We start from the raw sequence: 24,285 nt of genomic DNA, 5'->3' as shown, positions 1-24,285 counted from the left end.
CCCAACGAATCAGCTGAGCAGTCGCCTGAGCCAGGCACCGCTGGCGAGCTCGAGCCGCAGCCCGACGCGCTGGCCACGCTACTGTCGGCCAGCGCGGGCCTCGCGGGCAGCACCGCGCCGGCCTCGGCGGCCAAGCTCGCCCCCGGCACCTACACCGTGACGGCGAACCCCTATGTCGCTGGGGTTGACGCTCCCATCGGGGTCAACGTGTACATGGCTGACGCCAGCTTCCCGCCGGTCAAGCCGCAGCAGCTCAACACGACGCTGCGCGTGGCAGCCGACGGCGCGATCGAGGTTGACGTGCCGTTCAACCAAGAGATCTTCACGCTGCAAGACATCACCGACGGGGCCGATGTGCGGGTCGCGAGCATTGAGCGCGGCGGCAACATCGCCTGGGGTAACGTGCCGCCCGACCCCCGCTACCCAGATCGCATCGTGTCGGTGACCGCACAGCTCGACAACGACAGCGGCGAGTACACCTTCGGGCCAGCCACGCAATACCCGGTGCCGCTGCAGGTCGAGAAGCACTGGAGCATTCACCTGAGCGTCGATTTCGCTGGTGCCGTGCGCCAGGTAGTGGGCGATTTCACCCGGGAATATCGCCACGCAGCGACCGGCGCCGCGGTCTCGGTTGAGGCAGAGGATGGCGATCCGCTCATTGCCTCGCTGACGCAGGCGACACTTGGCGCCGCGGCCCCGGCTGCAGACGAGCGCGGCATCGCGGCAGCGATAGGGCGCGAGTTTGTGACAACGCCAACGTTCGCGAGCTGGCAGCTTGCGCTCATCGGGGCTGACGGGCCGTTGGTGCTCAGCGCGGCCCAGCGCACCACGGTCACCCTGCCGACGTCTGCCGACGAAGTCGTGGTGATGCGCATCGCTGATGGGGTGGCGTCGCCAGTCGCAACCCGGGAGGCGCGGGCGGGTTCGGTCTCGTTCGTCACCGACACGCTCGGCGTGTTCGCGCTCGTCGACAGCGCCTCGGCGGCGCGCTGGGAACACACGAAGGAGTTCGTCGGCGACCCGGGAACCACCATGACGTATCGCACGACTGGTGAAGCCGATATGGAGTTTCCGGGCCTTGACTTCCCGTCGCTTGACTCGCTCGGGGCTTACTCCTCATTCCTCGGCGAAGAGACCGCCCCTGAGCTCCTCGCCCAGGCAGCGGGGCTCGTCGCTGACGGCTTCGACAACCCCGACGTTCGGCTCTATACCTTCGGCCTCGACGTGAGCTACGAGAACATTCCCGGCGCTAATGTTGCAAAGCACTGGGCATGGATGTACCCGATGGGCGGTGGGAAGACGAGCCTGTCGGCCACGGCACCGACCGGTGGCCCCGGCGCCGAGATCTTCCTGCTCTCCGGCACACGAGGAGCGGGCCTCACGAGCGCGACGGGGCTCGCTGCCACTCAAAACGGAACGTCGGCTGCGTTCGACATCGTCGCGAAAGACACCGACGCAGGGTCGCCGGCCGCCATGGTGCAGGTGCCGCTGTGGAACGCGGCCACTGGCATGGAAGGCTTCATCGACACCCCGCAGACCGCGGCCACAGAGATCGCCTATGTCGCCGTCGTGCGAGAGGCTGTGACCCCCGTTGCGCGGCCAAGCGCGAAGGCTGGGCTCGTGTACACGGGGGCCGAGCTGAGTGGTGTGCCAGCAGGCGAGGGCTACTCGCTGAGCGTGCGCCCGAGTGCGACCTCGGCGGGCAGCTATCTTGCGCGCGCCACCCTTGACGAGGGTTACATCTGGGACGACGGCTCGACGGCGCCGCTCAGCCTGCCGTGGGAGATCGCTCCTGCACAGCTCACCGCCAAATACTCGGGCGAAACCATCGCGCCGGGGGCGTCGCCGCAGCTCGCTCTCGAGATCACTGGCTTCGTCGGCGGCGAGACCGCGGTCAGCGCCGCGGGGTTCGTCGCGCCGACCGTCGAGCCGCCCGCTCGCCTCACTGCCGGCGGCAGATACACCCTGGTGCCGGCCGGCGGCAGCGCCGCGAACTACCGCTTCGCCTACGAGCCCGGCGTGTTGACGGTCACCGAGCAGGGCCAGCCAGCCCAGCTGAGACCGGGCAGCTACCGCATCACCGCGAACCTGTACGTGCCGGGCGAGAAGAACGACATTCTCGGCATGGCCGCCTATATGACGAACCCGAAGAACCCGCTGGTCGCCCAGAGCGACCCCAACTACGGCATTCCCACTGCACCGGTGCGCGACAACGCGACGCTCGTGGTGGGTGCGTCGGGCAAGCGCTCGCTCCTGCTCGATCTGCCGAACCCGGCCTTCACGTTGATGGCATTCGGCACACCCTCGCCGGGGGCGACGGTGGCCGCGATCGCGCGTGACGGCAAGACCTACGGGTCGCACACGGCTGGGCGCATCACCCAAGCGGTGCTCGAACTCGCAGACGCGAGCGGGGAGCACATCTTTAGCGGTAGCCAGGTGTATGCGGCGCCGCTGCAGCTCGATAAGCGGTGGGATCTCAGCCTCGCGGTCGACTACGCGAGTGCGAGCCGTGTGTCAGACGACACAACAGTAACGCTGCCGGGCGGCGAGCGGCCGGGAGAACCGGGAGGCGACGGCGGAACACCCGGCAGCCCGGGGCCGAAGCCGGGTACCGGTGGTGGTGCGAAGCCGCGCCCAACGGGCCCCGCAACCGGTGCGGGTCAGACCGCGACGCAGCTCGCCGCGGGCAGGTACACGGTGAGCGCGAACATCTGGTTCAGCAGGGCCGTCACCGGTCTGCCGCTCGACCCCCACATCACCAACGGTGGGTTCCCACCGAAAGACCCGGTGACCGATAACGCGACGCTCGTTGTTGCCGCCGACGGCACTGGCCGCGTGACGCTTCCCGTCGTCATCCAAGACCGCATCATGACGGTGCGCAGTCTCTCCGGCGGCGGCGTCGTGGGCACGGGCGGCGGCTCGTCGGTCACGAGCGTAACCGTTGATCTCGGGCACATCGACCCGCGGGCCACGGCGGTGTCGCGCTCGATGACCGCGTCGGTGTCGATCGGAGACCTCGCGTTGAGCATCGGTGGCCCTATCTTCGGCGGCAGTCGCGAACACACCTGGCCAGCATCGTTCGAGGTGACCCTCGCGGGCGTGCCGACGTCTGGCGGCGGCGTGGTACCGGGGTTCGTGCAGGCAAAGCTTCCGGGTGCACTGTCGGCCGACGAGCAGGCCGCTATGCGGGCGCTCGAGGCGGCGCGCGAGGCCAATGAGCGCTCGAAGCGGGCCGGTAGCGCGAGCGGTGCGGATCACGCGAGCTCCGGCACAGGTGACGGCCGGTCGGTCGCGGCAGGCGGTGCGTTACCCCAGCCGTTCGCGATCATTGCCGCGGCCGGGCTCGTGCTCGCGCTCGCCGCCGGTGCAACGGTGATCGCTCGGCGCCGCAAGCGCCTCACCGAGTAGGGCCGGTTGCGCATCGAACGAAACCGACGCGATACGAGCGCCAGCAACAGCTACACCTGCGGCACGAGCCGCAGCGAGACAGCACCAGATTAACGAAGGGCACAAAAGATGAAGAACTCACCCGAAGTACTACCAGAGCAGGGGCGCCCTGTCGCGACGATGTCGGGGCACTGGCTGCTCGCGAAGCTCGGCAAACGCGTGCTGCGGCCAGGGGGCCGCGAGCTTACGCGCCGCATGCTCGAAGCGGCCGATATCGCAGGCAGCGACGTCGTCGAGCTCGCGCCTGGGCTCGGGCACACCGCGCATGAGATCGTGCAGCGGGGGCCGCGCAGCTACCGCGGCGTCGACACCGACCCGAACGCGGTTGCTCAGGTGAACGCGAAGCTCGGCCTCGACGGTGCGGTTGTGCACGCAGACGCGGCGGCAACGGGTTTCGCGGCCGACAGCGCAGACGTTGTGTTCGGCGAGGCGATGCTCACGATGCACGGCGACCGGGCGAAGCACGTCATGATGGCCGAGGCGTTTCGGGTGCTGCGCCCGGGGGGTCGGTACGTGATTCACGAGCTCGGGCTCACCCCAGACGGTCTGCCAGACGACACGAAGCGCGACATTCAGCGCGCCCTCGCCACCTCGATCAAGGTGAACGCGAGGCCGCTCACAAACGCGGAGTGGCGTGCGCTGTTGCAAAGCGCAGGCTTCGAGGTGCGCGAGGAGACCAGGTTTGCTCCGATGCGGCTGCTGCAGCCCGCGCGCATCATCGCAGACGAGGGGCTCGGGGGCGCGCTGCGGTTCGCCCGCAATGTGCTGCGCATGCCAGATGAGCGGGGGCGCGTGTTCGAGATGCGCAAGACGTTTAGCGCCCACCGCGAGGCACTCACCGCCGTCGGCATCGTCGCAGTGAAGCCCGCTGCCCCGGCTGAACGGTGATGAGCAGGCCACCCGCGCCACCAGCCCCGCGGTCAGCCGTGCGAGCACCCGCGCGACCATCGTCGGCGCTCCCGACCAGGCGCGCCTTTCTGGGGGTGCTCGGCGCGGTCGGCGCCGTCTCCCTGCTGACGGCCTGCAGCGAGTTGCCCTTTGGCGGCACCGGTCGAGGCCGAGACGGCGCGAGCAGCGACGCGCACAGCGACGCCTTCGGGCGCCCGGCGCAGCGCGACCGCGCGGTGATGGGGTCGACCGAGCGCACCACCGCCCGCGTCGGCCTCATACTCGGGCCGCCTTCGATGGGGCTGAGTCGGTTCTTGCTCGCGGCTGAGGCCGGGCAGACACACCACACCTTTGAGGTCGAGGTCACCGGGGTCGACTTTGCGACCCTCGCCGCGCGCTTCAATCAGGGCGACTTCGATATTGTCACGCTGCCATCGAACATCGGGGCGGTGCTCTACAACAACACCGACATTAAGACCGAGGTCGAGGTGATCAGCGTTGGCAACCTCGGCGTGCTCTACGGGGTGACGACCGACCCAGGTGTGGGCACGCTCGCCGACCTGCGGGGCCGAACGGTCTATTCGATCGGTCAAAACGGTACGCCCGAGTACACGATCGCAGCGGTGCTCGACGGCCACGGTCTGAGCGAAGAGGTCGACATGGCCTACCGGTCGACCCCGTTCGAGGTGCTCAACCTGCTGCAAAACGAGCCCAACGCGATCGCGGTGCTGCCGCAGCCGTTCGTCGAGCTCGCCCGCACGATGGTGCCCTCGCTCCATGTGCCCATCGATATCACGCAGGCGTGGGATGCGATGCCAACGAACACGGCCGCCTCGCAGGCGGTGACCACGCACACGATCGTGAATCGCAGCTTTCTGGAGCAGCACGAGGCTGCCGTCATTGAGTACCTGCAGCAGGTGGGTGCCTCGGTCGACTTCACGCTCGACAACATCGCGGAGGCCGCCGCGGTGCAAGAGAAGCTCGGCACGTTCTTGAACAACGATGTCGCGGCTGCCGCGATGCCGTTTTGCAGCATCGTGAATCTCACGGGCGAAGTGATGCACGAGGCGCTGTCAGGCTTTCTCGCAGCGATTCACGCGCAGAACCCGGCAGCGGTCGGGGGCAAACTGCCTGGTGGCGACTTCTACTACATGCCACCCATCGGCGCGCTCGATGCCGATGTGCGCGAGCTTGTCGGCGGGCTCGACCCCGCGGAGCGTCGCTCGTGACGCGGCAGCGCGGAGATCTAGGCGCCGATACGTCGTGGGGCGACGCGGAGCTGCTCGCGCTCATGCGCGAGCACGCGCCAGCCGGAGTCGAGCCCGAGAGCATGCTGCCGATGCTGCGCGAGCTCGTGCGCAGCGGGGCGGATCCGCGGGCACTCGTCGCGGCAATCGGCTCAGCGAGGGGGCAGCTGCCCCCGTCGCTGCCGATTCAAGGAGCCCCGGGGGCGGCCCACTGGCCCGTCGCGTCGCCGCCAGCAGGCCCCTCACCTCGCGGGGGTGACTCGGCTGGCGGCGTGGCTGGCGGCGCGCTTGGCGGTGCCGGCGCGAGCCGGAAACGGCAGGGCTGGCGCGCGCGAGCCGGCCGCGCGGGAGCTGTGGTGTTTTGGTTGCTCGTGTGGGAGGTCGCTGACCGCGCGGTTGACAACCGGTTGCTGCTCGCAGGCCCGATTCGCACGCTGCAGGCGCTCGCAGAGCAGGTCGTGCGGCCCGAGTTCTGGGCAATCTCAGGCGCTTCGCTCGGGCGCATCGTGCTCGGGTTCGTTGCCGCGTTTGTCGGCGGTATTGTCTTGGCTCTCGTTGCGCACCGACAGCGCTGGTTTCGCGAGCTCATCGCGCCGGTCGTTTCGGTCGTCAAAACGGTTCCCGTGGTGTCGTTCATCATCATGCTGCTGATCTGGCTTGGCGGCCAGGCGCTGACATCGTGGCTCGCCTTTCTCATCGTCGTGCCGCTCGTGTACACGAGCATGCTCACCGGGCTCGGCGCCGTGGCGGTGCGCGACCTCGAGCGCGCGCGGGTGTTCCGGCTGTCTCCGGTGAAGCAGTTTTGGTACCTCTCACGGCCCTCGTTTATGCCGTTTCTCACGAGCGCCTGCCGCGTCGGGGTCGGCATGAGCTGGCGCGCCGGCATCATGGCAGAGCTGTTCGCCGCGACGACGCAGTCGATTGGAAAAGAAATGTTTACGGCGAAGACGTTTCTCGACACCCCGACCCTGTTCGCCTGGACGGTGGTGGTGATGGTGCTCAGCGTGGTGTTCGAGCGGGCCGTGATGCTCGGGCTGCGCACGCTGTCGCGGCCGTTCGGTGGCTTGCTGGGGAGATCATCATGACGGGGCGGGAACGCCGCCAGGCGAATGCGGCGACGGTGCGACTCGAGGGGGTGTCGAAGCGCTTCGGGCTGCACAGTGTGCTTGAGGGCCTGACGCTGACCTTCGACGCCGGCGAGGTGTACTGCTTGCGGGCGCCCTCGGGTGCAGGGAAGACGAGCCTGCTCCGCATGCTCATGGGGCTCGAACACCCAGACGCGGGCGCGGTGACCGGGGCGGCGCCCGGGAGCGTGTCGGTGATGTTTCAAGAAGACCGGTTGAGCGAGGCGTTGACCGCGGTCGAGAACGTCGCCCTCGTGCACCCAGATCGGCGAGTATCGCGCCGCTCGATCCGCCACGAACTCGCGACGATCCTGCCCGAGCGCTCGCTCGACCAGCCCGTCGCCGAGCTGTCGGGCGGCATGCGCCGCCGCGTCGCGCTCGTGTGTGCGATGCTGTACCCGAGCTCGCTCGTGCTGCTCGACGAACCCTTCACCGGGCTTGACGCGGCGACGAAACGCGAGGCCGTTGGCTTCGTGCACGCGCACCGGGCGGGCCGCACGCTCATCGTCGCGACCCACGGAGAGGAAGACGCCGCGCTGCTCGGCGCCCGCACGGTGCGGCTCCCGGTGCCTGGCGGGAGCGAGGTGAACCCCCAAGATGGCTAGACAGTACGATGCGGTGACGGCGCGCTCCCGGGTATTTGCGGGCGTCGAGCCCGCCGTGCACGGCGAGTTGCTCGCTGCCGTGCAGGCGACCTCGCAGGGCTACCGTCAGGGCGAGGCAATTATTCGCATAGGTGAGTCCGTGAGCTTCTTTCCCGTCGTGCTTGCGGGGAGCGTGCAGGCAACCGTTCCGCGCGGGAGCAACACCCAGATCGTTGAGCGGTTCGGGCCCGGTGACTCCTTCGCCGAGGCGGTCGTCGTGAGTGGAGGGCCCTCACCGGTCGAGATCACGGCCCTCAGCGACGCTCGGGTGCTGCTCATTCATCGGCAGCGGCTCGCCGCCGCAACCCACGCCGGCGCTGCGGTGCTGCAGGCCAACCTCATGCAAGAGATGTCGAAGAAGCTCGTGCACCTGAGCGTGCGCCTGAACCTCTTGTCGGAGCCCCGCCTGCGCAGCCGCATTCTCATGTCGTTGGAAGATCTCGGGGCCGGGGGAGGCTCGCAAGTGACGCTGCCGTTCGGCCGCCAGGAGTGGGCCGATTACCTCGGGGTCAACGCGAAGGCGCTCATGCGCGAGCTCCGACGAATGCAAGACGAAGGGCTCATCGAGCTCGATCGCAAAACCGTTCGGGTACGCTCGCTGTGACCGCGAGCGAACCCGGATCGCCACCGAACCAGCTGCGGCCGCAGCGCCCGAAGGAGGAGTCATGACTGACCACGCACCCGGATACGACCTGCTCTCGACCGAGCTCGCCGACTATGTCGAGCTCGCGCCGATCACCGAGGGGCGCGTGCGCGTCGGCCGCGTGTACGACGGCCCCGCGCTCAGGGTGCGCACACTCGCTATCCCGGCCGGGGTGACGCTGCGGGAGCACGTCGCGGGCGCTCCCGTGCTCATTCACGTGGTTGCCGGGCGGGTGCGATTCGAGATTGGGGGCGAGTTTCACGAACTCGCCGCTGGCGCGCTGGTGCGCGCCGACCCCCAAGAAAAGCACGAGGTGTACGCGCACGAGGATGCGAGGCTGGTGCTCACCTTTCACCCCGAACCGTAAGGCGTCGGCGAGGCCGCCGGCCCTGCGGCCTTGCGCGACTCACAGGAAACTCCAGTGCAGTGATGAAACGCTTAGGGCACGAAGTAAACCCGAGTTCGCAAGTTAGGCCGTCGTGAAGAAGCCCCTGAAAATAACCCTCATCAGCGCCGGCGTAGTTGTCGCACTTATCGGCGGAACGCTCGCTACAACGAGCATCGTGAACGCCGTGAAGACGCCGCAGCAGGTCGCGGCTCTCGAACCCTACGGCGAGCTCGTGACCGTCGACGGCAACCAGCTGAACGTCGCGGAGTTCGGGTCGGGGGAGCAGACGATCGTGCTCACGCCCGGAGCAGGCACTGCCTCGCCGGTCGCCGACTTTGCGCCGGTGATTAACGGCCTGAAAGACGAGTATCGCATTCTCGCAGTCGAGCCCTTCGGGTACGGGTTCAGCGATCAGGCAGATACCCCGCGCACCACCGAGAACATCGTGCGCGAGATTCACGAGGCCGTCGCGAGCTTTGGCGTCGACGAGTACATCTTGATGGGCCACTCGATCACCGGGATCTACGGGCTGAGCTATGCCAACACGTACCCAGACGAGGTGACCGCCTTCGTCGGCATCGACACCTCGGTGCCCGAGCAGCCCGGCATGGATCGGGTGCCCGGCATCCTCAAAGGGGCCCCAGCGCTGCGCGGCCTCGGGCTGCTGCGCGTGATGACCGAGCTCGGCGGCAACCCGCTCGAGGGTAACCCGGCGTATACCGAGCAAGATATTGAATACATGGATGTGCTCGCGATGCGCAACTCGATGGCGCCAACCTATCTCGACGAGGTGAACCACCTGGGCGAGAACTTCGCCGCGGCCGCCGGCACGACCTTCCCCAAAGAGCTGCCCCTGCTGCTGATGTATCAGGCGCACAACCCCGACTTCCCGACGTGGGTCGAGATGCACGAGGCGCAGGCCGCAACGGTCGACTACGCCGTCACACGCGAGATCGACGCCGACCACTACCTGCACCACACCCGGGGCGACGAAGTCGTGGCGGCGACGAAGGAGTTTTTGGCTGGGCTCCCCGCGGCATAGCGCACGCCAGGGTGCTCGGTGGGGGCTCGGGGCACCTGCCGCGCGCTGCGCTCTCACGGGCGAAATGCTGCGATCGATCGCGGCGTGTGCTGACACGCACCCGCGCGAGTCGGTAACGTTAGAACATGCCCCATGCGAGTGCCCCGCGTCAGATCTCTGACCGCGAGATTTCTGAGTTCTCGAGCGCCGACCTGCACCGCGAGGGCACCCGCAGCCGCGACGCGCTCGCGATGGATGCGGTCGTGCATGCGCTCGGCCCCCTGTTCGTGATCGAGGCGTCGGGTGGCCCCACCGACATCGAGCGGCGGCCGCTGTTGCCTGGCATGCCGACGATTGATTTCGTGTTTGTCGAGTACGGCACCTTCACCTACTTGGAAGATGGAGTCTGGATCGAGTCGAACGATCCGCTACTCGTCGCGCCGAGCGGCCTGCCGCTGCGCGTGCGGTTTCTCACCCCGTGGAAGTTTCTTGTCGCCCGAATTCAGCGAGATGTGCTGCTGCCGTTTTTGCCGCGACTACCCGAGGGTGCGACCGTGTATGCCGGCCTCACGCTGCCCGAGCGTGCAATGCGTGGGTACCTGCAAGGGGTCACCGCGAAGCCCGAGAAGGCGACGCCCGGCGAGGCCGCGACCGTCTCGCGCGTGACCATCGAGATGGCTGGGGCGCTGCTGCGTCAGCGCTTCCCGCTGCTGTCGGCGCAACCGCCCAAAGGGGCGGCGAACGTCTGGGGCGACGCAATGGCCGTGATTGCGCGCGAGAGCGGCCGGCCAGGCTTCGGCACGGGCGAGCTGGCGGCCGAGGTGGGGTGCTCGGTGCGGCAGCTGCAGCTCGCGTTCTCTCGCCACGAGACGAGCGTCGCCGCCGAGCTGCGCCGCGAGCGCGGGCGCATCGCGCGCTCGACGCTGCAAAACCCTGAGCACGACGCGCTCACCGTCGCCGAGGTGGCCGCGATGTCTGGGTTTGGCTCGACTTCGACGATGTACCGCGCGCTGCTCGACCTGTACGGCGTGACCCAGCAGGAGCTGCGGCGGCGCGGGTCGCCGGTGGGCCCGTGAGCCCCGACCGCTCGCACGTCTCCACAGCGAAGGAGCGCATTCGCGGCTACCTGCTCACGAGCGTGCGGCACGAGTCGCGCAGCATTCGCGCCTGGCACACCGAGACGCATCACGAAGACGAACTCATCTGGTCGACCGCGGGGGTTGCGCGGGTGCGGGCGGGCGACTCGGTGTGGACTGTGCCGGCGCAGCGCGCAGTGTGGGTGCCGAGCGGGGTGCCGCACACGATCGAGACCTCGGCGGAATCGCTCTTTTATGCGACCTTCCTCGAGCCGGGAATCGCTGCCCAGCTGCCGCGGGAGGCGATGATCGTCGAACTGCTGCCCGCTGTGCGGGAGCTGCTGCTGCTCAACGCTGAATCTGCGATGCCAAACGATACGAGGCTGCGCCTGCAGCGCCTCGTGATCGAGCTGCTGCGGCCGAGCCCGGGCGCCCAGGTTGACCTGCGTATGCCCGAGACGCCGCGGCTGTCGTTCGTCGCCGAGCAGATCCTCGCCGCGCCGGCCGACACCGATACGACGGCTGATTGGGCCGACCGCATTGGGCTCTCAGCGCGCGAGTTGTCGAGGGCGTTCGTCGCCGAAACGGGGTTGTCGCTCACGCAGTGGCGGATCCGCGCCCGCGTGCGCGCCTCGCTCGTGCAGCTCGCCTCGGGGCAAACCGTCGCCGCGACGGCGCGCGGTCTCGGCTACGCGAGCCCGAACACGTTTATCGAGCACTTTCGCGAGATCGTCGGAAGCACCCCGGCCGCCTATTTCGCGGGAGGGGAGCGGTAGGCGCCCGCCCGCGGGGTGACCGCGACAAAAATCGACATAGATTGGCCAGATTAAGGTATTTGACTCGGCTAGCCTGGGGGTAGGTAAGGCGCACCTTACCAACGTCACACCATTGTCAAAGGATCGCCCGTGCAGTCTTCGCCCCCAGTTTTCTCGCTCTACCGAGCACCGCAGCCCGGCGTCGCGGCTAGCCGCACACGCATCTCGCGGCCTGAGGGGGTCTAACTATGGCGATTCCCTGCGCGCCAGCACGCGTCGTTCGCACAGAGCGGCTCACACCGAACATGCTGCGGATCCGCTTCGAGGCAGTCGGCGACTGGCTCTGGCCCACTCACGGGCGCGGCGACGAGCGCGTCGATATCGCGCTCCCGGCGCCCGGTGAGACCGTCGCCAACATCGAGGTCTTCAACCTCCCCGAGTACGGTCGCGGCTGGGAGGGCGAGGAGCCGCCGTGGCGCCACTACACCGTGCGCCAGGTGCACGAGGGCGGGCGCGAGCTCGACATCGACTTCGTGGTGCATGACGGCGGTCTCGCCTCGGCCTGGGCCGAGCGTGCCGAGCCGGGCCACATCATTGGCATCTTCGGCGCGGGCGAGCGCGACGAGCCCTCGTCGTACTACGCGGCCCCCGACGACGCCGAGTTTCAGCTGCTCGTCGCCGACGCGACCGGCGTTCCCGGCCTCGGGCGCATTCTCGAACAGCTGCCAGACGGCGCTCGCGCCCTCGCGATCGTCGAGGTGCCGACCGAGGAAGATATTCAGGAGTACGACACCGCTGGCGACGTCGAGATTCGCTGGTTGATCGGCTCGGGCAACGGCCACGCGCCGAGCGCGCTCGCCACCGAGGTCGCGCAGCTCGCAGACCCCGAGGTGCCGTGGTACGCCTGGGTGGCGTGTGAGGCGGCGACGAGCCGCGCGATTCGCACCGATCTGCGCAGCCGCCTCGGCCTCGCCCGCAACCGACACCACGCGATCGGGTACTGGACGCGAGATCGTACTGGCAACATGTCCGCAGACGTCGACTAGTGGCCGCCGCGACCCGCCACGCGCGGCCTGGTGCTGACGGGCCTGGTGCTGCGCGGCCTGGCGCCGGTGAGCCTGGTGCTGCTCGGCCCGGCGCTCCGCGCGTGCCGAACCTCTTGCGGGTCGCCCTCGCGGGCGACAAGCGCGACCGCAAGCTCGCGCTCGCAACCCTCGGCCTGATGCTGCACCAGGCTGGCGAGGCTGCCGTGCCGATTCTCATCGGCATCGTGATCGACCGGGCAATCGCGCCGGGAGATCTCGCCGGCCTGCTGCTCTGGCTCGGCGTGCTCGGCGCCGTCTTCCTCGTGCTGTCACTCAGCTATCAGCGCTCAGCTCTCGCGATGGTGGGGGTCTTCGGGTACGGCGAGCATGACCTGCGGCTGCTCGCTGCGCGGCGCGTGCTACATCCGCGCGGCGTGCGCGGCGGCAGGCACCCCGGCGCGCTGCTCTCGATCGCGACGAGCGACACCGGCCGCGTCGCCGGAATCGCGTGGAGCATCGCGCAGCAGGCGGCGACGCTCGCGGCGGTGATTGCTGCGACGATTGCCTTGCTCGTCATCTCCGTGCCCCTCGGCATCGGCGTCGCGCTCGGCGCAATCGCCGTGCTTGTCGTGATGCAGTGGCTCGCGCGCCCCCTCGAGCGCGCCGGAGCGACCGAGCAGCAGGCCGTGGCTACCGCGAGCGAGGTCGCGACCGATGCGCTCGCCGGGCTGCGCGTGCTCCACGGTCTCGGGGCGGGGCCCGAAATGGTGCGCCGCTACCGGGGCGCAAGCGCCGCCTCCCGCGATGCCGGCATCGCTTCGGCCAGGCTGCTTGTCACCTACCAGGCAGTGAGCACAATGGTGTCGGTGCTCTACCTCGCTGCCCTCGCGCTCGCGGCCGGCTGGCTCGCCGTGCGCGGCGACATCACGCCGGGGCAGCTCGTCACCGTCGTTGGCCTCGCGCAGTTCTTGCAGGGCTCGCTCGCCCACGTCGGCACGTTTGGAGCCAACTGGGCGCACAAGCGCGCCTCGGCGAAGCGACTGCGCGAGCTGCTCGAAGAGGAGTACGCGCTGGGGGCCGGGGTGGCCGGTGCCGCTGAGGGCTTCGTGAGCACTCATGCCGCCGCGAAGACAGCCGCGCCAGCACTCCTCGAGTGGGCTGCGCCGAGCGGTGAGACGCTCAGCGTGAGCGCCGCCGACGGGCTCGTTGGCGTGCGCGTGCGCACCGCTGCAGAGGCCCGCACCGCCGCGGCCACGCTCGGATTTCGGCGCGACCCCGAGCCGGGGGAGCTGCGCCTCGGCGGGCTCTGCGCGTGCGATCTCGGCCCAGAGTGCGTGGCCAGGCGCATCGTCGCACCGCCGCACGACGCAGCCCTGTTCTCGGGCACGCTTCGCAGCAACGTCACGCGCGACGGCTGCCTGAAGGAGCCGCCGATCAACGCGGCAGCGCTCGCCGATGTGGTTGACCATCTAGGCACCCCCGACACCGAGATCGGTGCTGGCGGCAGGCGGCTCTCAGGCGGCCAACGCCAGCGGGTGCTGCTGGCCCGCGCGCTGCACACTCCGGGCGACGTCGTCGTGCTTGATGAACCGACGAGCGCCCTCGACCCCATTACCGAGCAGCGCGTGGCCGAGTCGCTCGCGCGGCTTGGCCGCCCCGTCGTGGTCGTCACCGCAAGCCCGACGCTGCTCGCCGCCTGTTCGCGGGTCGTCGACGGGCGCTGCCCCGAACCCGCGCGCAGCTGCTGCGCGCTTGGGGCCGCGGGGGCCTGCCCGGTCGGGGGGCACGCATGAGCGCCAAGAATCTTGGGCGGGCTGGTGCTGGGGCCGGCGGTGCTGGTGGTGCTGGCGGTGCTGGCGGTGCTGGCGGTGCTGGTGCTGTGCCGGGTTCGGCCGGCGCGTTGCTGCCAACTTCTTCCGCCGGAGCCGCGGCCCGGCTTGGGCTGAAGCTGCTCTGGCGCCAGCGGGGGCTGCTCATCGCGACCGTCGCGCTGCTGCTGCTCGGCACCGCGACAATGCTGCTCATTCCGCCGCTGCTCGGGGCGATCGTCGACGCGGTTATCTCGGGGGAGCCCTTCGCGAGCGTGCTGTGGCTTGGCGCGGCGCTTGCCGGTGCAGGCATCGTCGCCGCCGCGCTCGAGGGCATCGGGGGCGTGCTGCTCGTTCGCTGCCTGCAGCGGGCGCTTGCAGAGCTGCGCGAAGAGGTCTTCGAGGCAGCGCTCGCGCTGCCGCTTCGCCGCATCGAGGCCGCGGGCGATGCCGATGTCATCTCGCGCGTCACCAACGATGTCGAGGCGGTCACCGAGGCAATCTCGGGCGTGATTCCGCTGTGCGCGAGGGCGGTGTTCACGATCGTGCTCACCCTCGTTGGCATGGCGGCGCTTGACCCGTGGCTCGCGCTCGCCGCGCTGGTTGCTGTGCCGATTCAGGTTCTCAGCACGCGCGTCTTTTTGCGGCGCTCGCGCCCGCTGTACGCCAGGCTCAGGCGCGAAGAAGCCGAGCGGGGCCGCGAATTCGTCGAGGCCGTCGCCGGAGCTGAAACAGTGCGAGCCTACGGCACAGCCGAGGAGCACCTCGACCGCATCGCAGTCGCGAGCGACCGGGCAGTGCAAACGCACCGCGAGACCGCGAAGGCGCGAAACATCTTTATCGGGGGGCTGAACGCTGCCGAGTTCGTAGGGCTCGCCGCGGTGCTTGCTGTCGGGTTCGTGCGTGCGACCTCGGTTGGCCTCTCCGTGGGCGCAGTCACGGCCGGTGCGCTGTACTTCCATCGGCTCTTCAACCCGATCGGTGATCTCCTCGGCAGCATGGACGACCTGCAGCGTGCCCTTGCGGGGCTGCAGCGGCTCACCGGCGTGGTGCAGGCGGGTACCGAAGGCCTGGGTGCTGCGGGTGCTGCGGGTGCCGCGGGTGCCGCGGGTGCCGAAGCTGGCACCGCCACGTCGCAGCGCACCCCGGCCGATGAAACCGATCTCGCGGGTGCTGGCGCCGAGTTCACGGCGGCCGAGCTTGCCATAGCCCGAACTCAGCGCGAGATCACCGGCGGTTCCATCGATATTCTGGGCGCGAGCTACCGCTACGGGCCGACGGCGCCGCGAGCCGCGCTTCGAGGAATCGACCTCGTGATTGATGAGGGTGCGACTGTCGCCCTCATCGGCACCTCGGGCTCGGGCAAGAGCACGCTCGCACGCCTCATCGTTGGGTTCGACGAACCGCTCGCGGGTGAGGTGCTCATCGGCGGTGTCCCCGCGCACCTCGCCAGGTCGGGCGGGCGACCCGCAGCGCTTCTCGTCGCGCAAGAGACGCACCTGTTTGTCGGCTCTATCGCAGACAACGCGCGCATCGCCGCGCCCGAGGCGAGCGACGAGGCGCTCACCGCCGCGCTCGAGGCGGTCGGGTTCGACCTGTCGGCGATTGCCGGCGGGCTGCACGGCTCGCTTCCCGCCGCAGTGAGCCACCGCGAGGCGCAGCAGCTTGCGCTTGCCCGCGTGCTGCTGGCCGACCCGGCTGTTGTTGTGCTCGATGAGGCAGGCTCACAGGCTGGTGCCGACCCTGCGCTCGCAGATGCCATGCGCCGCGTGAGCGAGGGGCGCACGGCAATCATCATCGCGCACCACCTCGACCAGGTGCGTGGCGTCGATGCCGTCGTGGTGCTCGAGAACGGCAGCATCGTCGAGTCGGGCGCCCCCGCAGACCTGCTCGAGCGCCCCGACGGCGCATTCGCGAGGCTCTGGCGCATGTCCCAGGGCGTCGCCGGCTAGGGGCGGGGCCTGACCCACCCCGGCCCCGCACCCACCACCAACTTTCTGCACGAAACGCGCAAATACACCCGCCCTAAGCGCGTGTTTCCCGCAGAAAGTTGCTGCGTGCGGGAGGGGGCAGCAGAAGACAGAGGGCAGGGCAGGGGCAGGGCAGGGAAGAGGGCTGGTGGGGGCTCGCGGTACCTCCGTGCGCGGGAGGCGAGCCCAGGGGCCAGTCTTGCTACGCGACGATGTCGAGCCCGGTGGCCTCTGCCGCTTCGGCGAGGGTGCCGAGGTTTGTCGCGCTTACGAAGCCGGCCGCGAGCATCAGCGCGGCGGTCTGCCCGGAGCGGTTGCCCGAGCGGCAATACAGCAGGTACGTTGCGTTCGGGTCGAGCGTTTCGAGCGCAGCGGGCACCTCGCCAGCGTTGAAGTCGATGAGACGCGCCCCAGCGAGGTGCCCCTCAGCGAACTCGGCCGGCGTGCGGCTATCGATGATGATTGGCTGTGCGGGCGAATCTGCTGCCGTCGCTTCGGTGTTCATGAGAGTCCTTTCGGGTACTGCTATTCAGTGTGCCAGACGCTGCCGCCTCCCCATCTGCTGCAGCCTCCGTTTCTGCTGTCGCTGCCGCTGCCCTAGACACGGAGACAGCCCCAAGCCCCGAACCCCAAGCCCCGAACCCCCAGGCCCGAGCCCCGAGCCCCAAGCCCCCAGCGCCCCTACGCCACCCCAAACGCGGGCGAGTTGCCTGGCTCGGCGATCCACCCCGCGTAGCTGCCCTCGAGCTCTGCGACATCGTAACCCGCTCGGCGCAGCGCGCTCGCCGCAACCGAGTTGCGCACCCCGCTCTGGCAGTAGGTGACGATCGTGCCGGCCTCGGGCGCGGGCAGCTCATCGAGGTGCCACAGCACACGCCCACCCGACAGCTGGGCGGCACCCGGCACGTGGCCGTCTGCGTACTCGGTCTTGTTGCGCACGTCGAGCAGCAGCGAGCGCGAGAACTCGGCGAGGGCTGAGGGCGGAATCACCAGCGGGCGCACGAGCGAGAGCCCGTCGAGCGAGGTGATGAACCCAGCGACGGAGTCGATGCCGACGCGCACGAGGTGGCCCCGCAACTCCTCGGCCTCTTCGCGCGAGGCGGCGAGCAGCACGAGCGGCCGCGTCTCGACCGTAGGGTCGTAGACCCACGCGCCGTAGCTCGCTGCCTTCGCAGGCCCGGGAATATTCAGCGAGCGCGCAACCGTGCCGGCGTGCACGGCGTGGTTGTCGCGGGTGTCGACGAAGATCACGCTGTCGCTCTCGAGCATCTCGGTGAGCGCGGCGGGGGAGTACTCGGTCAGCGCAGATGCAGAGCCGAGCAGCGCTGGCCCCTCCCGGTTCTCGACCTTCATGCGACCGAAATAGGCGTGCGCGTCTGGCTGGCCACTGAGCAGCTCGGCGATGAACCCCTGCTCATCGTCAGTTTTCAGGTAGCGCCCCCACCACGAGAAATTGCGCTCGTAGCCGACGGTCGACGACGGCACAGACCCGAGCGCCTTACCGCAGGCCGAGCCGGCACCGTGCGCGGGGAGCACCTGCACGTAGTCAGGGAGCGTGAGAAACCGATCGCGCAGGCTAGCAAAGAGCTGCTTCGCGCCCTCGAATCGAGTGTCGACGCCGCCGGCCGCCTCGTCGAGTAGATCTGGCCTGCCGAGGTCGCCGACGAACACGAAATCGCCGGTGAGCACGAAGCCCGGCTCGGTCGACTGCGCGCCGTCGGTGACGAGAAAGGCCAGGTGCTCGGGGGTGTGGCCCGGCGTGTGCACCGCCTCGACGGTGATGTTGCCGAGCGCGATGCGGTGCCCGTGCCGCATGCGCACTGCGGCCTCGAAGCCGTCGCCGTACACCCAGTCTGGCCCGCCCTCGTCGGAGACGAGCATCTCGGCGCCGGTGCGGGCGGCGAGCTCGCGCGTGCCCGAGAGGTAGTCGGCGTGAATGTGGGTTTCGGTGACGGCGACGATGGTCATGCCGTTCTTTTCGGCGATGTCGAGGTAGACGCCGATATCACGCCGCGGGTCGACGACGATCGCCTCACCCTTCGCCTGGCAGCCGATGAAGTAGCTGGCCTGGGCGAGGTCTTCGTCATAGATGCGTTCGAGTAGCATTGGTGGCTCCTTGGTGTCGGCGGGGTGTGAGTTGTGGGTACGCGGGGCGGATCCGCGGGCTTAGCCGCAGCTACAGCGATCAGCGACCGCCACGCCCTGCAGGGCCTCTTCGATGTGTTCGCCGCAGCCGGCCCAGGTCGGCTTGTTGCAGTTGCTACAGGTGACTCGTGCGCACATGGTGGCTCCTTGAGGTGGTTCTTGAGTGATTGCTTGGTGAGTGCGGGGTGCCGGCGCGGGCGCGGGCTCGGAAGGGCATGGGCTCGGCAGCGTGGCAGAGACCCCTGCGGTTGCGACCTATTCGGCGGTCGCGGATCCGTCGCGAGAGCCCTGCCCAGCACCGGCGGCCGCGAGCTGCCTGCGCACGTCGTCCATGTCGAGATCGCGGGCGCCCTGCACGAGGTGCTCGAGCTGCTGCGCGGGGAGCGCGCCGGCCTGCGAGAACACGAGAATGCCGTCGCGAAACACCATCAGTGTCGGGATTGATGTGATCTGAAACTCGCTCGCGAGCGCCTGCTCGGCCTCGGTGTCGACCTTGCCGAAGGTGATGTCGGGGTGCTTCTCAGATGCCTGCTCGAAGACGGGCGCGAACGAGCGGCACGGCCCGCACCAGGCTGCCCAGAAGTCGACGAAGACGATGCCGCCCTGCTCGACCGTCGGTACGAAGGTGTCGACCGTGAGGTTTGTGGTGGCCAATGTGGTGACCTTTCTGTTGAGTGCTGGCTAGCGGCCGAAGAGCCGCGCGAAGAAGCCCGGCCCGCGCGAGGCCTTGGCCGCGTCGATCTGCGCCTGGGAGTGTTTGCCGTTGCACCACTCCGATGCCGGCACGCTCATCTTGACCATGTCGACGTGCTGCCCGCAGCCGGCCCAGGTGGTCTTGCTGCAGGTGCGGCACTTGGTCGGTCGGCACATGTGGGTTCTCCTTCGCGGGCTGAGCCCCTGGGTTGAAATTGGATACCCCTGGGGGTATCTTGGTGACGAGCATTACTATACCCCATGGGGTATTCTGAAGGTCAAGCTCGAACCCTGAAAGAAGGCCAACAATGAGTGAGGTAGCAGCAGAGGCGGCGCTCGGCGCGACCCCCGAGGCGAAGCGCAAGATCGTCAACCGCCTGCGGCGCGCACACGGTCAGCTCGCCGCGGTGATCGACGCGGTCGAGGGGGAGGCGCACTGCCGCGACGTCGTGCAGCAGCTCTCGGCGGTCACGAAGGCGCTCGACCGTGCCGGCTTCCTCGTGATCTCGACGGCGCTGCAGGAGTGCCTCGCCGACCCTGACAACGAAGACGCGACGAAGCCCGAAGAGCTCGAGAAGCTGTTCCTGTCGCTCGCGTAGCAACCTGACCGCGTGGTCGGGGCGGCGGGGTACACTCGCGGCATGAGCAGAACGGATCGCGCGAGCCTCCTCATTCACACCGACCCGGCGACGGTGTTTGCGGCGCTCACGACGAGCGACGCGGTTGCGGCCTGGCTGCCTCCCCGCGGAATGCAGGGGAGGTTCGAGCGGTTCGACATGCGCGAGGGTGGATCCTTCCGCCTCGTGCTCACCTACGATGACGCCGCGAGCGCCCCAGGCAAGACGTCTGCCGCCTCGGACGTGTCCGAGGCGCGCATCACCGAGCTCGTGCCCGGTGAGCGCGTGGTGCAGGAGATTGACTTCGAATCAGACGACCCCGCGGTTCAGGGGACGATGCGAATGGAATGGACGGTGCGCGGCAGCGCCGAGGGTACCGATATCGAGGGCATCGTGCGCGGCCATGCTGGGGAGCGCGCCTCGTCATTGGCGACACTAGCAGGGGCCCTCGAGCTTTAGGTCGGCTCGCGCCTTGCGGTGATCCGCAACAAATTGCTGCTAGGCAACAGTGCCTGGTTACTCTGGCGCACCGTGCAATTTACTCAGATTTGCCCCGCAACACTCACTGGCGTTGATTCGCGCTACCACCAGTGCTCGAGCCTCGGAATGCCCAATAACATACCGCTGAGTGCCCTTTCGGAGTGTGAAACTGTGGGATTGGTGTGTTCCTTTGGATCTAGGTTCCGTGCCAGAGCCCTCAGGGCTCGGGCTCGCATCTGGTAGGGACGAACGGCTGCCGAATCGCCCCTGCGGTACTCATTGAAATTCGATAGGGTCTTGTTGATAATGAGCCGTGGTTGCACTGCGACAAGACAGGGATAGCGAAGATGCTTCAAATTCACATGCCGGGTACTCTGGGAGGAAACCTTCTGGAACATCTTCTGGTTGAGTCAATCGGAGCTGTTCGAGGAGGTGGCGTATTTGCGTGGACCAATGCAGGCGGTGCCAGTCTCTTCTTGGAGGACCCCGTTATGGCCGAGATGTTGGCTAACGCGAAATTTTCGCTTCTTGTCGGGACTGACGCCATTACGGACACGACAGCAATAGAAAAACTGCAAGCCTTTGAAGCCAGGTGGCCCAATCTATGCGTTCAGGCATTTTTGAGTCCAGAAAGATCTCTTTTTCACCCAAAATTCGCCTGGTTTGAGCATGACGATCATGTGAGCTTCATAGTCGGGTCGGGTAATTTGACGGTAGGTGGATTGCTATCAAACTGGGAAGCGTCCTATGTTGTTAGGGTTGCTCTGGAGGATGCGGAGCCGTCAATCGCAGCGATTGATTCGTTTATGTCGAGCTACGAGGCATCTATCTTTCCGATGTCTGATGCGAATGTTCTGGATAGAGTGGCGCAGAACAAGGGTAACGAGCGAAATCTAAGAGGCCAATCAAGACTTCGTGGCGGCAGCGGTTCGGCAGCGGCAGTCGATGAAGAAAATACGGTCTTGATTGCGGAGATACCCGCTGCAGGAACACGCTGGCAGCAGGCGAATTTCGACAAACAAAATTATGAAGGATTCTTCGGCGCGAAGGTTGGTTCTCAAAGGAGAGTTGTGCTTCAAAATGTCAGGCCGAGCGGAGAACTTGCGCCTGCCGAGAGCCGTCCTAGTGTTGAAGTTGCAAGCCAGAACTATAGATTCGAACTGGCCGCTGCAGCAGGTGTTCCGTATCCTACCGAAGGCCCCCCTATTGGCGTCTTCGTCAAGCTGGATACCGGCCAGTTTCTATACAGCCTCATCGTGCCAGGAGAAGACGGTTACGAAGAGATAAGTCAATTTCTAGACGTAACATGGAACGGGAATGCCCGAATGAAGAGGCGCGTGACCAGTACTGTGCGGGACTTTAAAACTCAGTGGCCGGGATGTCCAATTTGGAACGCTGCACTTCCCGACCTTTAATGGCTTGCAATTATCAACACTTCCGCATCTTTGGGGGAAGAACCATGATATTCAACGCGGTTGAGTCGACTGTGCGTGGAATCGGGAATTTGGACCGTTTCGACTCGACGAAAATGGTCGCTCGCCATTTCAACCAAGCGATCGATAGTCAGAAGTCGGGTCTCCGGACGTGAGAGTGTGCCACCTCCTTGGGGCGAGTATGAAAGCACAAGGGGAATCGTGCTCTCGTCAAGCTTTGCAAACATTGTCTTGAAAGCGAGTTCGGCTTTGGACCTGATGCTGAAGGGCGATTGATGGCGCTCGATTCGATACAACCCGCGACTCGGTAGAGACGAGCCCGGGGCTCGCGTGACTCCGGGTTCGTCTGCGAGCGCGATGGTCTCAAGGACGTGATAAAAGCGGCTGTAATGATCACGTGTGTATGGTGGGTCAGCATAGACAACTCCAACGGAGTCCGCAAGTGAATCAAGAACCAATCGAAAATCCGAGGTCCGAGCCTCGCAAGAATTCTTTGTCGGAGGTAGCGTTGAGTATCGTTGAAGCCAGGACTTGAAAGTCGGAAGCGCCGAAGTTTCTCGGTGGCGAAGCACGCTTTCCATTGATTTGATCTTTATGCTGCCGTCGCGAGCTCTGAGCCTGTTCGGTTGAGCAAAATGGTTTCCGACCGTGGAAGCCAGATCGCTTGCCGTGCCCAATATCGCTGCGACTAACGTTGAATTGGCTGGGTTGCCCGCTGAATGCTCGATCGTATGGAGCAAAGCGTCGATTTCCAAAGCCTGTCGGTAGGAAAAATACGCGCCGCCGTAGTGCCTCCCGATTACGGCTCCAAAAGGGCGCAGCGCTCTTTCCGCTTCCTCTTTCAGCGATGCAAAGCCTGCGTCTGAAGCCACCGCGCTACTGAGAGTCGCTTCCTCCATCATGCGGACAAACCGTTCGGGGTGTTGTTTTGACTTGTGTGACACTTCGTCTTCGAAGCGTATAAGCTCCAACGCTGAGGCGGGCAATCGCTCCATCCAGTCGTGAGCTGCACTCAGAAGCTGCTTCTGGCTGGAAACGGAGTACACCGTTGGATTACAAAGAGCCTCTGTTAGAATCGATGAATATCGCTGGATATCGGCAGAAATCACACGCCGGTGTGCCGCTAAGCCTCGTGTAACTACCCCGCTTCCGGCGAACAAATCCACGACGGTGCTCTTTTCGGGGGCCAATCCAACCACGGAATCGACAATTGGTTCGAGGAATCGAGATTTGTTTCCCAGATAGTGCACAGGCCTGAAGCCATTCTCGGCCTTGTTCAAGAGAATCCTGCCTTACTTAAACTCAATGTCTAGTTCTGTTGAGAACGCCGGGTGGTTCACTGGTCGTGGTTTGTTGCTTTTTCGGCTTCTGCAAAGATACGCCACAGAGGGCTGTTTATGCGCCTGTAGTAGACGCGATTCTCGTTTGAAGTGCGTTCCTCTGCTATTAGCCCAGCCTTTGCGAGGCGTGAAAGCTCTTGTCGGATCGCGGTCTGGGAACCTAGATTTGTTGGAGGCTCTGACTGATAGAACTTTCCGTCGCCGTGCTCGAGCACCCAAAGAGCAATTGGCAGTCTGCATGCGCGCCCGAACAGAAGCGTGCTTACTTCGTTCAATGTCATTGTTCGCCTTTTGTGTGTTGCATGTTTCTAGTATGATAAAACATCAAACTTATGGAAACCAAGTGGTTTTTGAAATCTGGTCGCTGAGTGGCTCGGAAGTGTGGAGAGTTTTAGTTGCAGATGCCAGAGGGAGTTACAGGGACGACCGGCTTCGAGCTGCTCGAGGGTAGCGAGCCTGATGGCGTGCTCCTGGTGGGGGATGCTGGGGCTGTCCTCCCAGTCTTGGCGAGGGAGAACTCGGAAGTCTTGGGTTCCGTCAAATTGTGCTATATTGATCCGCCTTACAACACCGGAGAGAACTTCGCCTACTACAGTGATCGGCGCGGTTCTGAGCAGTGGTTGGCAGTTTTGCGGTCCCACCTGGAAGCGCTTGTGCCACTTTTGTCCTCTGACGCGAGCGTATGGGTTCACCTTGATGACTCAGAACAACACCGGGCACGTGTAGTTCTCGATGAGGTTTTCGGTAGGGAATCGTTTGTGGGCACGATAATTTGGCAGAAGCGGCTGACGCGCGAGAATAGGCGAGCTTTCAGCTCGATGCATGACTACATCCATGTCTATGCCCCTAGCGGGCCTAAAGCTTGGAAACGGGTTAGGAACGGTGTTTCCGACACCGGGGGGTTTAGCAACCCTGACGATGATCCCCGAGGGCCGTGGAGGTCTGCGCCTATGAGTGTCCAAGCCGGGCACGCAACCAGGAGTCAGTTTTATACCGTGGTAACGCCCACAGGTGTCAGGCACGAGCCGCCAGCTGGGCGATGCTGGACCTATACGCAGGACCGCTTGCAACAGCTGGACCAAGAAGGGCGCCTTTACTGGCCACGAGGTGGGGACGGAAAGCCGAGACTAAAGCGTTACCAGAGCGAGTCCGGAGGGCTTGCTCCGTTTACGATTTGGAGTGCGGCTGAAGTTGGCGACACCGCTATGGCGAAAAAATCTCTCTTACGCGACTTTCCTAAAATTCCAGCTTTTGATACTCCGAAGCCACTTCAGTTGCTTGAGCGGATTGTTGAGATCGCGACTGATCCAGGCGACCTAGTTCTAGATTTCTATTTAGGGTCCGGTACCACCGCGCTCGCCGCGCAAGCCCTCGGACGCCGATGGATCGGGATAGAGGAAAATCTGGAGACTGTCAGTCGTTTTGCCATACCCAGACTGCGTGCTGACTTCCCAAAGTCGCCTTCGAATGGGTTCGGGTTTTTACGATAGAGGGGTTTGATGTGATTGTGGGAGGTACCCTGAACTAGCGATATCAGGAAG

At 66.1% G+C, this 24,285-nt stretch carries 22 protein-coding genes; 17 read left to right on the top strand and 5 right to left on the bottom strand.

All coding sequences use genetic code 11. The features are described from left to right. From ABD115_RS13165 to ABD115_RS13105, 13 genes are all read left to right on the top strand, one after another. A partial coding sequence (locus tag ABD115_RS13165; protein WP_343961597.1) for an MBG domain-containing protein occupies positions 1–3,408 on the top strand: 3,408 nt, incomplete at its 5' end. Between the two features lie 108 nt (positions 3,409–3,516). Beyond that, positions 3,517–4,335, top strand: coding sequence for a class I SAM-dependent methyltransferase (locus tag ABD115_RS13160; RefSeq protein ID WP_343961595.1), 819 nt, complete (start codon positions 3,517–3,519; stop codon positions 4,333–4,335). A 38-nt stretch (positions 4,336–4,373) separates the two neighbouring features. After that, positions 4,374–5,564, top strand: a complete 1,191-nt coding sequence (locus ABD115_RS13155) for a substrate-binding domain-containing protein (RefSeq protein WP_343961593.1) — start codon at positions 4,374–4,376, stop codon at positions 5,562–5,564. Beyond that, complete coding sequence (locus tag ABD115_RS13150; RefSeq protein WP_343961591.1) at positions 5,561–6,667, top strand: ABC transporter permease; 1,107 nt, start codon at positions 5,561–5,563, stop codon at positions 6,665–6,667. The genes ABD115_RS13155 and ABD115_RS13150 overlap by 4 nt, the downstream gene beginning before the upstream one ends. After that, a complete protein-coding gene (locus ABD115_RS13145) occupies positions 6,664–7,311 on the top strand; it encodes an ABC transporter ATP-binding protein (RefSeq protein ID WP_343961589.1) in 648 nt (215 codons plus the stop codon). Before ABD115_RS13150 ends, ABD115_RS13145 begins: the two co-directional genes overlap by 4 nt. After that, positions 7,304–7,954: a Crp/Fnr family transcriptional regulator gene (locus ABD115_RS13140; RefSeq protein ID WP_343961587.1), complete on the top strand. Its 651-nt coding sequence runs from the start codon at positions 7,304–7,306 to the stop codon at positions 7,952–7,954. The genes ABD115_RS13145 and ABD115_RS13140 overlap by 8 nt, the downstream gene beginning before the upstream one ends. 61 nt (positions 7,955–8,015) lie before the next feature. Then, positions 8,016–8,360, top strand: a complete 345-nt coding sequence (locus ABD115_RS13135) for a cupin domain-containing protein (protein ID WP_343961585.1) — start codon at positions 8,016–8,018, stop codon at positions 8,358–8,360. 112 nt (positions 8,361–8,472) lie between these two features. Next, positions 8,473–9,423 (top strand): alpha/beta fold hydrolase, encoded by a 951-nt coding sequence (locus ABD115_RS13130; protein WP_343961583.1) that lies wholly within the window; start codon positions 8,473–8,475, stop codon positions 9,421–9,423. Between the two features lie 125 nt (positions 9,424–9,548). After that, positions 9,549–10,478: a helix-turn-helix domain-containing protein gene (locus tag ABD115_RS13125; RefSeq protein WP_343961581.1), complete on the top strand. Its 930-nt coding sequence runs from the start codon at positions 9,549–9,551 to the stop codon at positions 10,476–10,478. Continuing rightward, entirely contained in the window at positions 10,475–11,254 is a 780-nt protein-coding gene (locus tag ABD115_RS13120) for a helix-turn-helix domain-containing protein (protein ID WP_343961579.1), read from the top strand. Before ABD115_RS13125 ends, ABD115_RS13120 begins: the two co-directional genes overlap by 4 nt. Positions 11,255–11,481: 227 nt before the next feature. Continuing rightward, positions 11,482–12,279 (top strand): siderophore-interacting protein, encoded by a 798-nt coding sequence (locus ABD115_RS13115; RefSeq protein ID WP_343961577.1) that lies wholly within the window; start codon positions 11,482–11,484, stop codon positions 12,277–12,279. Continuing rightward, a complete protein-coding gene (locus ABD115_RS13110) occupies positions 12,279–14,051 on the top strand; it encodes an ABC transporter transmembrane domain-containing protein (protein ID WP_343961575.1) in 1,773 nt (590 codons plus the stop codon). The genes ABD115_RS13115 and ABD115_RS13110 overlap by 1 nt, the downstream gene beginning before the upstream one ends. Beyond that, a complete protein-coding gene (locus ABD115_RS13105; RefSeq protein WP_343961573.1) occupies positions 14,048–16,018 on the top strand; it encodes an ABC transporter ATP-binding protein in 1,971 nt (656 codons plus the stop codon). The genes ABD115_RS13110 and ABD115_RS13105 overlap by 4 nt, the downstream gene beginning before the upstream one ends. A 220-nt stretch (positions 16,019–16,238) precedes the next feature. Here the strand turns inward: ABD115_RS13105 and ABD115_RS13100 are convergent, their stop codons facing one another. From ABD115_RS13100 to ABD115_RS13085, 4 genes are all read right to left on the bottom strand, one after another. After that, positions 16,239–16,541, bottom strand: coding sequence for a rhodanese-like domain-containing protein (locus ABD115_RS13100; RefSeq protein WP_343961571.1), 303 nt, complete (start codon positions 16,539–16,541; stop codon positions 16,239–16,241). A gap of 176 nt (positions 16,542–16,717) precedes the next feature. After that, positions 16,718–18,142, bottom strand: a complete 1,425-nt coding sequence (locus tag ABD115_RS13095) for an MBL fold metallo-hydrolase (RefSeq protein ID WP_343961569.1) — start codon at positions 18,140–18,142, stop codon at positions 16,718–16,720. 294 nt (positions 18,143–18,436) lie between these two features. Next, complete coding sequence (trxA, locus tag ABD115_RS13090; protein WP_343961566.1) at positions 18,437–18,835, bottom strand: thioredoxin; 399 nt, start codon at positions 18,833–18,835, stop codon at positions 18,437–18,439. Positions 18,836–18,862: 27 nt separating this feature from the next. Next, positions 18,863–19,051 (bottom strand): hypothetical protein, encoded by a 189-nt coding sequence (locus tag ABD115_RS13085; RefSeq protein WP_343961564.1) that lies wholly within the window; start codon positions 19,049–19,051, stop codon positions 18,863–18,865. Positions 19,052–19,182: 131 nt separating this feature from the next. Here ABD115_RS13085 and ABD115_RS13080 point away from each other — a divergent pair, with 131 nt between their 5' ends. From ABD115_RS13080 to ABD115_RS13070, 3 genes are all read left to right on the top strand, one after another. Further along, a complete protein-coding gene (locus tag ABD115_RS13080; RefSeq protein WP_343961563.1) occupies positions 19,183–19,473 on the top strand; it encodes a metal-sensitive transcriptional regulator in 291 nt (96 codons plus the stop codon). Positions 19,474–19,515: 42 nt separating this feature from the next. Then, positions 19,516–19,950 (top strand): SRPBCC domain-containing protein, encoded by a 435-nt coding sequence (locus ABD115_RS13075; RefSeq protein WP_343961562.1) that lies wholly within the window; start codon positions 19,516–19,518, stop codon positions 19,948–19,950. A 368-nt stretch (positions 19,951–20,318) separates the two neighbouring features. Beyond that, positions 20,319–21,386, top strand: coding sequence for a phospholipase D family protein (locus ABD115_RS13070; protein WP_343961560.1), 1,068 nt, complete (start codon positions 20,319–20,321; stop codon positions 21,384–21,386). Here ABD115_RS13070 and ABD115_RS13065 read toward each other — a convergent pair. Beyond that, positions 21,383–22,684 carry a DNA adenine methylase gene (locus ABD115_RS13065; RefSeq protein WP_343961558.1) on the bottom strand — a complete coding sequence of 434 codons (1,302 nt, stop codon included), beginning with the start codon at positions 22,682–22,684 and terminating at the stop codon, positions 21,383–21,385. The two genes, ABD115_RS13070 and ABD115_RS13065, sit on opposite strands and share 4 nt — an antisense overlap. Positions 22,685–23,145: 461 nt before the next feature. Between ABD115_RS13065 and ABD115_RS16650 the strand changes: the two genes are divergently transcribed. Further along, the gene (locus ABD115_RS16650; RefSeq protein ID WP_382389528.1) at positions 23,146–24,234 is read left to right on the top strand and encodes a site-specific DNA-methyltransferase; all 1,089 of its coding nucleotides are present in this window, start codon (positions 23,146–23,148) and stop codon (positions 24,232–24,234) included. The last annotated feature ends 51 nt before the right edge of the window (positions 24,235–24,285 follow it).

Source organism: Leucobacter albus (genome assembly GCF_039528015.1).
GTDB lineage: Bacteria > Actinomycetota > Actinomycetes > Actinomycetales > Microbacteriaceae > Leucobacter > Leucobacter albus.
This window is presented reverse-complemented; position numbering and strand designations above follow the sequence as displayed.